The following is a 13415-nucleotide window of genomic DNA, read 5'->3' as shown; positions in this document are numbered from 1 at the left end:
ATCCTGGTTTGTAAATGTCTTGATTGCAGGTTTGAGCGATTAGTATTGCAGGTCGTTACACTTAGTGGTGCTGTCAAGTTTGCGGGTGAGATGACCAGCTATGACAAAACACATGGGACTATTACTGTGGTGACTGAGGAAGGCAACCGAGATGTTTACCTCAGAGAAGCATTTGTAATTGGTTGAGTTAGGTTTTGTTGCTTGTCAAAAAGTGTGATCACTATTTGGGTTAATCTTGGTCTGGATGCTTTACTGTACGCCAGTTTAACCCCAATGTCGTCAAATCAATATTTCCCGACATTACCCCCAAACGGATACGGCAAGCATTAAATAGGCAAACAAAAGACATCGCGCTATTTCGCAGTTTTTGACCCCATTTTTCTCTTCGTGAGAAACCTGGGTTTCTCACTTTACTCGAAAATATTGAAAATATTATTGATTTGGACGAGATGGTTTTACTAAATTAGCAGGTTGATTTTGTAACTTTTCAGTAGATGGTATGTTGGCTTTTTGATTCTCTTTTACTGACTGATTGGCAGTACTATAAATTGTAAACATTACACCCAAAAAACCAAGAATCAAAGTGGCTAAAAGTCCAAAAAACTGAATGCGTGCATTATTTTCTGCGCTTTGTATTTTTATTTCAATATCTAACTTTAGCCTATCTAAATCACTTTTAGAAACTAAAGTATTTGTTAGATCAAGCTGTGTTTTATTAATAGCAGCAGAGATTATATTGTTAACTTCACTGCTTTTTGCAAGATCGCCAATTTCCCTATCAATTCTGCTAACTGCACTTGAAAGCAAATTTCCTGAGTTTTCAAAAGAGCTTACATTTGTCCTTATTGAACTTAGGCTATTATTGTAATCTTGTCTTACTTTTAGAATCTCTTCATTAACTTTTGGAACAAGATTACATAGCTCATTAACTTTTAAATTAATTTCATTTATTGATACATTAAAAATATCTATATTTCTGTTTTGTCCTTCAATATTAAATTCAAACTTATTTACTTTATTTGAAAGGTCTTCTATAGCTTTTTTAAGCTCAGGAACTTCTTCTGTAAAAGATTGAGCAACCTTTATTAATAATCTGACATTTTCAACAATAAGGTCTTGAGTTGGCTTTACGTCTGTCATAACTTTAGGATTTTATAATGCGGATTAATGCCCCTTGCTCCCGTCCCAATGCCTAATGCCCAACACCCAACGAAAGGTAGCCACGAGGGAAGTAAAGGTTATTGTAGGCGATTGTGGCGGCGGTAGTGAGTGCGATTGCCCTTGTTATACTGCATAATAAAAAATATTGATATGGCTACTAAGTGTTTTGTCTTTTTAGCTCTTGTATCAATAATTGGCAACGTTTACTAGCTTCTTTGGCTCGTTGCATTAAAATTTTACTTTGTTCTCGGTTGTGTTTACTCGTTTCAGCCGCTTGCTGACTGAACTGTGCAGCCTCTCTGCCTAGTTCTTGAATACGAGTTTTTAATTGTTCTACAGTTTTCATTCGCCCTCCAGTTCAATTATCAAAGCATCCAGATTTTCAGCCTCTTCATAAATTTTATCCGCTCTACTTTGAAGCAAACTAGCATCGTCAAAATCATCGTTTTGCAGTGCTACTTCTGCTGCTGTGTACAATTGTGCTGCAATCTGCTGTAGCTGTGTGTACACATTCGACAAAATAGTGAACGTTTCTTGTTTCATTTTTCCCTCGTAAATCTGTTTGCTGGTGCTTTTGACGAAGCCTCCTCTACTGTTAATAACGATTCCCCGACTGGCGATAGCATAGCCAAACTCGCCGCCGCACCCAACACCTGCTCGTTGCTCACTTCCAAATATTTCTACAACTGCTCCAAATTCCGATGAAGAGAGATTTCCTGAATTACCCGCAGTGGTATGCCAGCGTTACTCATCTGGGTGAGCGCGGTACGCCTGAAGCTGTGGGTACTCACGCCACATCTAAAATCCCAGTCATTGATGAACCACCTGAATCTATTCCTAACCGAGAGCAAGCTGATCAAAAGCACCCTTATTGTCAAATTTTAGTAGCTATTTTCTTGGTATCAAAACAAATCAGCATAGCCAAATTGAGAGTATGTCATTTCTGTGGCAATTATCAGTCAAAATAACATAAAACTCATGGCAATATCGGGCATTTATCAGTCATTATTCAGTCAGTTATTACCACTGACTGGAAGTTCCTGGAACCGATTTTTATGATAAAAACATGTTGACTCATGGAGTATGTATGGCATACCTACGGCACTTTCGCGGCAACTGAATTTTCATTGATGACGCACAGTACGCCATCTTTGGCGGAAAGTTTTTTTGAGCGAAAAGTGACGATTTAAGTAAATTTCAAATCACTTGAATCAAAAAGAAGTACCAAACAGCTACATTAATACTACAAAAGGGGACTGTACAGTTCACTCTCTTGAACGCTGACTATTAAAGACTCAATTCATCATCCTGCTCCTGCTGTTGCTGCTGCTGATGCTGTTGCCTTAACTGCTGCCCATAATCAAGTAGCTGCTGATTCCAATCGTCAGCCTTGCACTTGAGCCGCTTGGACTGTGGCAGTAGTTCCTTAACAACTCGTGCAGCTGCATTGCCAGCATCGTCCGAGTCAAACGCCACTTGTAAATTAGGAATATTCTGCAATTGCTCTACTGGTAAGCTTTTGGGATTATCTACCGCCATGTACAAAGTTCTATTGGGTGGCACGTCGCCTCTAAGCTGATATTCCAGCATGGCAAAAGACACAGCATCGATGGGCGATTTCAAAAGCACCACTTTCTCTACAGGATCTGTTGGCTGTCCGCCTAAGCGGAAGTGAAACCAGCCCTCACGTCGCTTAGTCCCTTTCTCATACCCAAGAAAAGTGTTGTTCTCGCCCCGTGTTCCCCGCAGGAATGCTCCTATTGCCTGGGGTTCTTCGCCAAGATTCCGTATGACGAACACAGCGTTTTGCTGATCATCAGCGTAAACTAACCCCCTTTTATGCAGAAGTTCCACAAAATTTTCAGGTATTCCCCGTTTCTGGGTCAGGTAGTTGGAGACAGAAGACCACTTGCTTTTATCCTCAACTGGTAGCCTGAATTTGTCGCGTGGTTCTAACTGGATAATCTCAGCAGCCACTTCACGAGCTTTTGCGATCGCTGCACGTTCCACCCCAGCTTCCCCAAAACGCTCATGTAACCAGACGACCGCTTGCCGCAGATTGCACTGGTTGACGTGCATCACCAAGTTAATCGCACCCCCTGAGCCTTTCTGCTGTTCGGGGGCGAAGTCGTAAAACTTGGGCCCATCTATATTAATGATGTGTCCGTGACCCCTCCATTTTCCTTGGCTATTGTGTAGTCCCAACTCCCAGGCGACATCAACAAGTGGCAAGTCGCGCAGTTGTTCTGTCTGCTGCCGAAGAAGAAGTTTCTCTGTCTGTAATTGTTTGATGAGTTGGTCTTTGGCTTCAATTTCTTTTACCAGAGCTTTGGCTGTGGCTTCTATCTCCTGTTTTTTGGTTTGCGCTCTGTCGCTGAGGGCGGCTTTGGCTTGTAATTGGGATTCCGTCAAACTGCTATTTGGTTCAATGCCAGAGTTGACGATGCTGTAAAAATCTTTGATGTCCTGGTGTTGCGCTCTACTTCCCTTAATGCCACGCTCTAACCCCAGATGTTCGGTGGCCGCAGAATAAGAATCTTGGAACTGCCTCATCTTCTGCCGTCCGTCAAAAAAGTGCTTGGCTCTGAGTTGCCCCAAATCATCCAAGGGAACAAAGTAAGCATGGATGTGTGGGGTGGCTTCGTCTAAGTGCAACTCTGCCCTGACTACGCGTGAGCTGTACTGCGACTCTAACCATTTTTTAGATGCCTCTAACCAAGAATCGACTCTTTCGGGTTCATAGTAGCCGGCTTGTGTTGGGCAATCGGGGCGGAAGTATTCTGGTGAAGCGGTCAATAAAATCTCTACTGCGTACACCGCATCCGGGCGAATCTTCCGCTTCTGTTCTCTTATCCTCTCCATCACCAATTGATCTAATGATTCATTGGGATTGTGATGACCGATGAACCTGATATTATTTTGGGATGGATCAGCGTTCGGCGTTTCTCTAAGTCTTGCGGTATGCGCTTCACTGCCTGCCAAGTTACTGCGCTTTAGCTTTTTGATACGTGCAATAGCGTAAGGCATCTCCGTTCACTCGTGAAATTGGGTTTAGAGCGTCGCAGACCCCACGAAACCTTTTTGTTTGAGCGAAGCGAGAAATGGCGAAAGCCACCCGCAGGGCAAAAAGGTGTAGTGGGTACACCTAAATTATGGTACACCCTACCGAAAATTTTTGGTGGCAGTCCCCCTCCTGCGCCTCAAAAGCTTACACAGCAAGCTTTTGAAGCATATTCAGCGCGTTATTACAGTTTTTCCCCCAAACACCACTAAAAAACTCATTTAAACCACTATAATACTCATAACAATCTCAATCGTTTACCAATTCAAGCGATTTTTTCCACCCCTTTTAGACTCATTTACATCACTCTTAAACTCATTTACACCACTGTTAGACTCACAAAAATTACAGATGGGTTTTTATACGATAAACGTTGTACTACTTAGGAGAAAAGATGAGCGAAAAACGCAACTTTTATGTTGAGTTGCCAAGAATTAAACGCAAGTCTAAATCTTGGGAGGGTAAGGTGATTGAATATTTATTGAACCATCCTTCTGGAAAAGCCGCGACTGAATTTTCAATGGAAGCTCTGACTGCTTTTTGGTTGGCAGAAGCATTAGAGGGTCAAGTCAGTTCTGAAGAGTTAAGTAAAGCTTGTTGGTCTGCGATCGAGAAATTAGAAGGAAAACTTGCCACAGTTAGAAGGATAGCCGGCATAGAAAAATTACCTTCATCCTACACAATCGGGTTAAGCACTTCTCCAACAAATGTAACGGACACTAAAAATAATCAGAACTTGAATGATGAAACGCTTGTGTCCACCTCGGATGACCTTGTGCAGGATGAGGACGTTGACGATTTGATAGAACTAGAACTTCCAGAAGAAATAAAGCAGATTAACAACCTGTTTAATGTCCAGTAGTAGTTGAAAAAAAGCTCATTGCATCAATTCACTACTTAAAATCTTACTAATCACCTTATATTAACCGGGGTTTACAAGTAAGCCATTGTGTATTTTCTTACTCAAAAACCAGTCTGCCCAAGTCTGCCCATGAGCGCCCACGGGCAGACTTGGGCAGACTTGAGACAAGAAAAATTTTGTTCTTCTTCCAATTCTTCGAGTTGGGTGCAGTAAAGATTTTTTATTTCATTTGCGACAATCCCCAGGATCGCCACCTTCGTTTTGCTTGCTTGATTCGCATAGAGTTTTTGAATTTCTAGCGGCATCATCAAACGACCTCACTGGTGGTGTTTGAGCCAAATAATCCGTAATAATCATACTAAAAACGAACAATATAGCTGGAACCAACACGAAAACGAACAGAAGACCTTCGACAATCATTTGTTTTTCGTCAGGCTTATCTTGTTCTGAAGGCTGTTCTGGCTTGCTCACGATTAATACACCACTCAAGACACTATTCTTAGCAATCCCAAAATCAAACCGGGAGCTACCAACCTTGTAAAATTTTCTATGCGCGATGGCGTAACCGCCCGATGTAGCCATCGCCACCCCGCCACCAAAACAAAAAAACCTTGTTTTTGTTGGGTAGGCATGGAGGAATTGAGAATGGGGAATGGGGCGATCGCCTCCGGCGGGCGGTTACGCCATCGCGTTCCTTTATATTACTTATGTAGTATTAAAGTAGTTTGAATTGCTCCAAGTGATTTGAAAATTACTTAAATCCATTTTTGGCTCAACAAACTTTCCGCCAAATATGGCGTACTGTGCGTCAGAAAAAGATGGATTACAGAGCTTAAAAGCTTTTAAGCGAATTTCAGGGTAATTGACCAATTATTGGGATCAAATGGGAGACTTCTTATAAGTCTTGGGAACTGTTCGGATTTATTGGGAATTTTTGAGCTAATGAGAATTTTGTAACTGGATGATTTAAAAGGTGTAAAAAGTAAGAAAAAAATTGGAGATTTGGGAGATATTGTCTAGATATTGGGAGATGTTGAATGTAGTTGGTGAGGGCGGGGAAAATGGATGTTTTTTCGAGGTTTTATCTCAGATGCACGAATTGAGTCAAATCAAGAAGTTAGTGCCAAAACTGTAATATTTCTTGATAAATGTGTCAATAATCACGGTTTGGGCGGTTCATCTTAAGAATGATTATCAATTAGATAGACGAAAAAAGGGTCAAAAACAGGGGTAATTTTTTTTTGTGGATTTTGTTTTTTAATGTTGAGTCTTGGTTCTCGTTCAAGCCGAATGCTCAACGTTGACTTTCAAAGTGATCTAACTACGATAGCCGAGCGATCGCGCACCTTCTGGTCAACCTAATCCAAGATAAAATCAAGAGCGAAGAATTTTAATTGATGATGAGCCAGGGGTAAGCGATGGAAGCCAAAAGCGAAGTGACAATAAAATTTAGTGGCGAACTACCAACAGCTACACCTCTTGAGAATAAGAAAGTTGCAATCGAGTTAACTGATCAGAACGGCATAGTTTTCACTGCTCAAGTTAATGCCAAAAGTTGGCGGAAGGCTGAAACTAGCGCCTCAGAATTTGCAGACTGGGCTGGGGCTGTATCGGGAAAGCTTGGACAGCGCACAGAGAACGGGTTTGAGGTAGTTGATGCTGGGGTTCAAATCTTTGAAAAGAAGGCGAAAGAGCCTAAACCAGATGTAGCGGCGGCTGAAGCTGGCGCAAGTTCATAGGCGTGTCGAAAGCATTCATGAGCAAATTTCTACCTCTGCAATGAGACATTTGCTCTTGTGGAAGCAATCTTAATTGCCGATTACACATGGAGCCGAGATGGCCGGCTCTATGCCGATATCACCCTACTGGCTCTGACAAAATTAGTACGGTGTGCCATCTTTGTGGACAAATCTCCACAAGCCATTCTCGAAATTGGCCATCAGGTCGTCATCGGGATAGCTGCCTGAGTCAGAGGGTGTTCTGTCCCCGATTTCGAGGTAAAGAACATCCTCTTTTGTTTCGTTGATCAGATGGTGGCCGTTACCAGTGCCAGCCTTGAAGCCGGCACACATACCTGGGCAGAGTTGTGTACAACCTTCGTCGGTACGTAGCGTTGGATGCCCCTCCAAGATGTACACGAACTCGTCTTGCAAGGTGTGAGCGTGACGAAGGGCTGAAATTGCCATTGGAGCTAGGCGTGTTAGGTTTACACCAAAGTTCGTAATCCCAAACAAGTCACCTAGTGGGTGTTTCTCCCTGCCCACCATACGCGATGCAAATGGTTCAGGATAGTTTGAGGGCTTAGTTCTTGCTGGTGCATTACTTGCGTTGATGGCGATCAATTTTGCTCCTTCTGACATTAGAACCTCTTAAGACGGAATGATGAGGGCTAATACCAATTCCAAATTTTTGTCGGCTCTTATTTTGGCAAAGGTATTGTTCTCACTAAAATAAAAGTACCCTCTGTGACACTATCATAATAAAGAAAGTTGAGTTGCTGGTTTATTGACTATATAAGCGACTGGTCTGTTAATTTTTCTGACCTTCCCTTCACTCACAGCCTTGTTTAACCAATCCTGCATTTGAGATGGTCTGACATCCAGACATTCCGCCAGAGATTTTGCATCTTTCGGTTGCTGTAAATGATTGAGAATAAAAGGTAAGATAGCTTGATAAATATCTTGTGGATGAATATCCAAAATAGTCTCTTGAGTTGTTGTTTCTACCTTAATCTGTATCGGTTCAATGCAAGAAGCCGCTTTTGTCAAAAGTTCTCTCAATGAATCGTTCCAGGGTTCAGCCGGAAAAGATTTTGCACCTTGATTGTGCAGTTGCTGATTACCTTCTGACACAGCCCCTTCCAACCGTACAAAAACTGGGATATCTTGAAGTCGGGAAAGCGCTTCCACTGCACCCGCCCAAGTACCGCCTTTACCGAAAGAAGAACTGACTACAAGGGCATAATCTGCTAAAGCATAAATATATTTGTTTCGCCCCATTGCATTACCAGTATTGAAACCAGCTTCAGGGTCGTAACTAGAAACTAAAGTAAGTCTACCCTCTTGAATACTAGACCGATACTTGCTGTTTACTGCCGCTTTAGTCAAACTATCCGCCAGTACACCAACAGATGTTCCTCCTGCGTCCAACACGCCTAGCATTGCTGCTTGATCTACTCCACGTGCCCCACCGGAAATCACTTGCATGTCTTGTACAGCGCTGTTTTGTGCAACTCTTCGCGTGTAGCCAAGTATCTTGTCATCAACATCACGAGAACCGAGAATTGCTAATCCTCCTAGAGATAGCAGTTCCATATTGCCAACACCATAGAGAATTGCTGGTGCTGAATGTCTCAGTCTTTGCTTGAGACGTTTAGGATAGTTTATGTCACTTCTTCCCAGTACCCATAATCCCTGATTAGTCCATTTCTCAACAGCCAAACTTAGCATCATACCCCGTTCTAATAAAGCTGAAAGCCTTTCAGGGTTAAGCTTATTAAGAGTAATTTTGTCTAACTGTTTTTTGGCTGTAGATTCTAGTAAATCTGCTGGGCGCATCTGGTTTTCCCGCAACCAGTCTGTTAAAGAATTATATTCACTCAAAGTCAGAGGTTGTGGCTCAATTTGACGATTTTGCCCAAAGCTGGCACACAACAGCAAAATTGCTTGAGTATCTGGTTGCAGGACATGATTGAACATGATTTTCTAATCCCCTTGACCGAATGAATTGAGTGCTAATGCCACAGGAAAAACTACTCCACTGTTAGCACGACGCAAAAGTGCTGCAACTACAGTAAAAGTCCAACGGGAATCAACTATATCATCAACCAAGAAAACAGAACCACTCATTCCTTTCCCAGAGTCAACGGCAAAAGCACCATCCAAATTATGAGCTTGTTGGTAACTGTTGCTCATCTTTTTCTGAAATTCAGTTTGGTGAACTTTCCGCACAATTGGCATGAACGGCAAGCCTAATTTTTCTGCCAGTTGTCGAGCAAAATTTGGTACGAGTTCTGGACGATTCAATGAGGGAACACAAGTTACCCAAGTCGGAAAGGGTTGTGGTTTCCAACGTTGAATCATGTCAATAACACCCTGCACCAGTGCATCATCAAAATGATTATCTTGATATTTACCCTGCTTGACTAATTCTCCCCAGCCTGCATCACCCCATAGAGATAATGCCCTTCCCGATTCTGATTGTAAATTATTTTTAATATTGCCTGAAAAAGCATAATTGGGCAATGCTTGTGGTGGCCATTGTTTGCGCGGTTCAATGATTTGGTCGCTGCGACGTAAATATTGAATTGCTTTATTTATAAGTTCGATTGAGCAAGTCTCTGGTAATAATGGTCTCTTCAAACACACAGCACATTTACCGCAAGCTATGGGATGAGGATCGTCTAATTCTGCCGCGAGAAAACTCATCAAGCATTCTTGACTTTGCATATATTGTAACATTATGGCTTGTTCTTGGCGACGAATTTGTGTGAGTGTTTCAATTTTTTCAGTGTTAGGTTGATAAAAGACTGGGGTCAGATACCATTTTGAATTTTGCTTAGTTACAGGTGCAGGAAATTCCAGTGATAGCAGTTTTAAAACTTTTTCAATTTGTCCCCGTGAAAGATTGACTTGCTGCTCTAATTGGGGAACAGAAAAACCATCTACAGCTTCGTCTAGTGCATTTAAAATCTTTTGCGTATGTATCTCTGGGGGGAAAGCTGTATTGATAAAGTAGTTAGTGATATCATCATCTTCATCACCGCTCAGAAGAATTCCATAGGCTTTTTCTACCGCTCTACCTGCTCGTCCCACTTGTTGATAATAATGGATAACAGAGCCAGGACGCTGATAATGAATTACAAATCCTAAATCTGGTTTATCAAAACCCATTCCTAATGCTGTAGTTGCTACTAATACCTTAATTTCATTATTTAAAAGCTTGTCTTCCAATACTATACGAACTTCGTTATCTAAATTACTATGGTATGCTTTAGCATTAATGTTTTGAGTTTTTAACCAATCGGCAACTCTTTCTGCATCTCTAACAGTTAAGGTGTAAATAATCCCACTTCCTGGCAAGTTAGGAAGCTGTTGGGCTAACCATGCCATTCGTGCTGCTGGACTAGGGATAGCAATATTTTGCAGATGCAAACTTTGTCTGATTAAATTTCCTCTGGAAACACGCAGAGTTGATCCCAACTGAGCGACTATATCATTTACAACTCGATTGTTAGCTGTAGCAGTTGTTGCTAATACTGGGATGTTTTGGGGAAGTGCCTGTAAAATTCTCACAATCCGGCGAAAATCAGGGCGAAAATCATGTCCCCAATCGGAGATGCAATGAGCTTCGTCAACAACAAATAAACCTATACGTTGAGATACTGGTAAAAGAATCTTTTCTCGAAATTCTTCGTTACCTAGTCTTTCGGGAGAAATTAGCAGAATGTCTACTTCTCCTGCTAGCAACTGTGTTCCTACTAGTTGCCATTCATCTGTATTGCTGGAGTTAATTGTTTTGGCTTTTACACCAATGCGTTCGGCTGCTGCAATTTGGTTTCGCATCAAAGCCAGTAGTGGAGAAATCAAAAGAGTACAACCTGCACCTTGATCTCGTAGCAAGCGAGTTGCTAAAAAATAAACTAGACTTTTTCCCCAACCAGTGCGTTGAACAACGAGTAAACGCGATCGCTGCTCGAGTAACTCTTCAATAGCTTCCCATTGTCCAGAGCGAAAGTCAGCTGTAGAGTTATCAAGCGCTTGACGCAGAAGCAATAATCCCTGTTCGTGAATACTAGTTGTCATATATACTAAGTAACTAATTGTCGTTTCTGTTGTAACATAAAAGACAACCAGTATTAGTTATGTTGGAGCGTTCGCCTATAGTATCACTTCACTAGGATCGTAGACATCATAACCAAGAACGCTTAAAAAAGGGAAAATTAGCGCCATCTTAGCTGTTTCTTTGCCACAAATGTTATCAAATCGCTTACGGATTTGTTCAGACAATTTAGTAATATCTTTAGCAAACCCCATATATGCAAACCTTAGTGTAGTTAAAAACCATCAGTTTAATGTAAATCATTATACAAATCATGTGTAGTATTTATTGAAAGTACGACACCTGTCGTACTTTTCGGTTGGTCAATATTTTGGCTAAAATCCAGATACATCAGTTTATTTCTCACCACTCAAAACATCCTCAATCAAATTCAGGAGTTCTGGCAGACGTTTTGCTAAAGCTTTCTCTTTCGGGGTTTTCGGCTCAATTTGTTGCCACTGCTTCAGCTTAGTTAATGCTTGTTTTAAAAGTACGACAGGTGTCGTACTTTTTTCTGGTTCAGTATCTTGCTTCGATTCAAAATACCTTTGTACTGTACGGAGGTTTTTGCCAACTACAACGGCTAGAGCAGGCATTAAAGGCTTTTGTCCTTTCTTGGGTCTTCCCTTTACGTCAATAAATCCAGCAGTGCGTAGACGTTCGGCAATTGCTTTTACTTCGTTTGGCGTATAGTCTCTACGCTGTTCGTTCTCTGCTATTTCTACTTGCAGTGCCAAATCTGGTTCTGACTCCGCATCAAATGGCAACATTCTGATAGGAATGCGATTATCTGGGAACTGATGAAGATATTTATCTGCCTGCTGTTCCTTTAGAAGTTGAATTGCCGCTAACCGATGCCCTCCAGCCAGCAATCTAGCTTTATTATCTAAAACTAATGGTTCTATTAATCCTAAAACAGCAATTGACTCTGCCAAAGACTCAACGTGCTTCGGATTTAAAGGTCGCGTATCCTGCTCACGGTCTTTAATCTGCTCCAGTAAAACTGTAGAATCTTGGAGCTTTAGGGGTTGAGATTGCCCCTGCCGTTTTTGAGCGACCTCCAGAATTTTATCAAAATTGGTCATGAGAGAATTTCCTTACCCACTGCCTGGTAATCGCTCCAGGCATCAGAAGCACGAGGATCTTTTACCATATAAACTGGAACTCCAAAATTTTCAGCTTTCAGGTAAACAGCCATTCTTCTAATCCAAGTTTTAAACAAAGGTAAGCCAATTTTTTCAAGACTTTCTTTGGCTTTATATCCATCACGGCTGGGGGAAGGAGGAACACAAGTCAGTAAAACTTTAAACCTTCCAGGCGGCAATTCGTTCAGTTCTCCCACAGTTTCAATCAATGCTTCTAGAGCAAAAGTGCTGGGATGTGTGGGAATGATCAGTAAATCACTAGAGCTTGCTAATGCTTTCAACTCATTACTGGCAGGACGGGCGGGAGTGTCAATCACAAGATGCTCAAAATCGTTGGCTTGGTCTATTTCGCTCTGATCATAAACATCGAAAGGACTTTTACCACGCTCTGACCAATGCAATACAGAGCGATTAAGATCACCATCAGCTAGTACAGTTTTACCTTTGATAGCAAGGTAAGCTGCCAGATGTATTGCTGTGGTAGATTTTCCTACACCCCCTTTGAACGATGCGATAGTAATAATCATTGCAGTTTAGTCACATTCCAGTCATGATGGCGGATTGTACAGCACAAGAGACAATAATTAAAGAGAATTTACACGGGTTGGGGTATGGCTGATAACTTATCACCAATGGATGGCTATGATGACTTTTTACGAGAGTTAAAAGAACGCATACGCAACGCCCAAGTAAGAGCAGCTTTGTCTGTTAACCGTGAGTTAGTGTTACTTTATTGGCAAATCGGGCGCGAAATTATCATCAGACAGCAGCAGCAGGGATGGGGTGCAAAAGTTATCGAACGTCTCGCCAGAGATTTAAAACAAGCTTTCCCAGACATGAAGGGATTCTCAGCACGTAATCTAAACTATATGCGGGCTTTTGCTGAAGCTTACCCAGATGAGCAAATTGTGCAGCAGGCTGCTGCACTAATTCCCTGGTTTCATAACTGTGTAATTTTAGATAAAGTTAAAAACAATTTTGAGCGTGAATGGTACATACAAAAAACCAGAGAAAATGGTTGGAGTCGAAATATTTTAACTCTACAAATTGACAATAGACTTTTTGAACGTCAGGGGAAAGCTGTTAATAACTTTGATGTTATATTACCCTCTCCTCAATCAGACATTGCTAGAGAGACTTTAAAAGACCCTTATGTTTTTGATTTTTTAAGTTTAGGAGAAGCAGCACAAGAACGAGAAGTAGAAAAAGAACTTGTTAAACACATTACCCAATTTCTTTTAGAATTGGGTGTAGGATTTGCTTTTGTTGGTCAGCAATATAATTTAAAAGTAGGAGATAATGATTTTTATCTACTGGAGTTTAGACTAAACCATAAAAAAGGACTCAGCAGGGCTGAGTTAATAAT

The 13415-nt window shown here is 41.5% G+C and carries 16 protein-coding genes and 1 pseudogene; 6 read left to right on the top strand and 11 right to left on the bottom strand.

Features of this window, described 5'->3' with window-relative positions:
- Positions 1–186 (top strand): hypothetical protein (locus ABF638_RS33490; protein WP_435027121.1); only part of this gene is annotated, 186 nt, incomplete at its 5' end.
- Positions 187–432: 246 nt separating this feature from the next.
- Here the strand turns inward: ABF638_RS33490 and ABF638_RS33485 are convergent.
- The 4 genes and pseudogenes from ABF638_RS33485 to ABF638_RS33470 all read right to left on the bottom strand — a co-directional run.
- Positions 433–1140 (bottom strand): hypothetical protein, encoded by a 708-nt coding sequence (locus ABF638_RS33485; RefSeq protein ID WP_435027120.1) that lies wholly within the window; start codon positions 1138–1140, stop codon positions 433–435.
- A 178-nt stretch (positions 1141–1318) separates the two neighbouring features.
- Positions 1319–1507: a hypothetical protein gene (locus tag ABF638_RS33480; RefSeq protein WP_435027119.1), complete on the bottom strand. Its 189-nt coding sequence runs from the start codon at positions 1505–1507 to the stop codon at positions 1319–1321.
- Entirely contained in the window at positions 1504–1704 is a 201-nt protein-coding gene (locus ABF638_RS33475) for a hypothetical protein (protein ID WP_194040905.1), read from the bottom strand. Before ABF638_RS33475 ends, ABF638_RS33480 begins: the two co-directional genes overlap by 4 nt.
- A pseudogene (locus tag ABF638_RS33470) lies at positions 1701–1955 on the bottom strand (tyrosine-type recombinase/integrase); the annotation flags it as partial. The gene ABF638_RS33475 and the pseudogene ABF638_RS33470, both read right to left, overlap by 4 nt.
- Here ABF638_RS33470 and ABF638_RS33465 point away from each other — a divergent pair.
- A complete protein-coding gene (locus tag ABF638_RS33465; RefSeq protein ID WP_435027122.1) occupies positions 1863–2129 on the top strand; it encodes a hypothetical protein in 267 nt (88 codons plus the stop codon). The pseudogene ABF638_RS33470 and the gene ABF638_RS33465 sit on opposite strands and share 93 nt — an antisense overlap.
- Positions 2130–2448: 319 nt before the next feature.
- On the opposite strand, the gene mobV is transcribed toward ABF638_RS33465, so the two are convergent.
- Positions 2449–4188, bottom strand: coding sequence for a MobV family relaxase (mobV, locus tag ABF638_RS33460; protein ID WP_435027118.1), 1740 nt, complete (start codon positions 4186–4188; stop codon positions 2449–2451).
- 12 nt (positions 4189–4200) lie between these two features.
- Between mobV and ABF638_RS33455 the strand changes: the two genes are divergently transcribed.
- Positions 4201–4434 (top strand): hypothetical protein, encoded by a 234-nt coding sequence (locus ABF638_RS33455; RefSeq protein WP_435027117.1) that lies wholly within the window; start codon positions 4201–4203, stop codon positions 4432–4434.
- Positions 4435–4616: 182 nt separating this feature from the next.
- Positions 4617–5084: a hypothetical protein gene (locus ABF638_RS33450; RefSeq protein ID WP_435027115.1), complete on the top strand. Its 468-nt coding sequence runs from the start codon at positions 4617–4619 to the stop codon at positions 5082–5084.
- Positions 5085–5309: 225 nt separating this feature from the next.
- Here the strand turns inward: ABF638_RS33450 and ABF638_RS33445 are convergent, their stop codons facing one another.
- Complete coding sequence (locus ABF638_RS33445) at positions 5310–5666, bottom strand: hypothetical protein (protein WP_435027114.1); 357 nt, start codon at positions 5664–5666, stop codon at positions 5310–5312.
- An 836-nt stretch (positions 5667–6502) separates the two neighbouring features.
- On the opposite strand from ABF638_RS33445, the gene ABF638_RS33440 reads away from it, so the two are divergent.
- The gene (locus ABF638_RS33440) at positions 6503–6823 is read left to right on the top strand and encodes a hypothetical protein (protein ID WP_435027113.1); all 321 of its coding nucleotides are present in this window, start codon (positions 6503–6505) and stop codon (positions 6821–6823) included.
- 141 nt (positions 6824–6964) lie between these two features.
- Here the strand turns inward: ABF638_RS33440 and ABF638_RS33435 are convergent, their stop codons facing one another.
- The 5 genes from ABF638_RS33435 to ABF638_RS33415 form a co-directional block, all read right to left on the bottom strand.
- Positions 6965–7444, bottom strand: coding sequence for a cupin domain-containing protein (locus ABF638_RS33435; RefSeq protein ID WP_435027112.1), 480 nt, complete (start codon positions 7442–7444; stop codon positions 6965–6967).
- A 114-nt stretch (positions 7445–7558) separates the two neighbouring features.
- Positions 7559–8782: a DNA-processing protein DprA gene (locus ABF638_RS33430; protein ID WP_435027111.1), complete on the bottom strand. Its 1224-nt coding sequence runs from the start codon at positions 8780–8782 to the stop codon at positions 7559–7561.
- Positions 8783–8788: 6 nt separating this feature from the next.
- Positions 8789–10888, bottom strand: coding sequence for a RecQ family ATP-dependent DNA helicase (locus ABF638_RS33425; RefSeq protein WP_435027110.1), 2100 nt, complete (start codon positions 10886–10888; stop codon positions 8789–8791).
- 372 nt (positions 10889–11260) lie between these two features.
- The gene (locus tag ABF638_RS33420) at positions 11261–11989 is read right to left on the bottom strand and encodes a ParB N-terminal domain-containing protein (RefSeq protein WP_435027109.1); all 729 of its coding nucleotides are present in this window, start codon (positions 11987–11989) and stop codon (positions 11261–11263) included.
- Positions 11986–12576, bottom strand: coding sequence for a ParA family protein (locus ABF638_RS33415; RefSeq protein WP_104902328.1), 591 nt, complete (start codon positions 12574–12576; stop codon positions 11986–11988). Before ABF638_RS33415 ends, ABF638_RS33420 begins: the two co-directional genes overlap by 4 nt.
- An 84-nt stretch (positions 12577–12660) precedes the next feature.
- Between ABF638_RS33415 and ABF638_RS33410 the strand changes: the two genes are divergently transcribed.
- On the top strand, positions 12661–13415 hold a 755-nt coding region (locus ABF638_RS33410; RefSeq protein WP_435027108.1), incomplete at its 3' end, for a PDDEXK nuclease domain-containing protein.

The organism is Nostoc sp. CALU 1950 (assembly GCF_051172895.1).
GTDB lineage: Bacteria > Cyanobacteriota > Cyanobacteriia > Cyanobacteriales > Nostocaceae > Nostoc > Nostoc edaphicum_A.
This window is presented reverse-complemented; position numbering and strand designations above follow the sequence as displayed.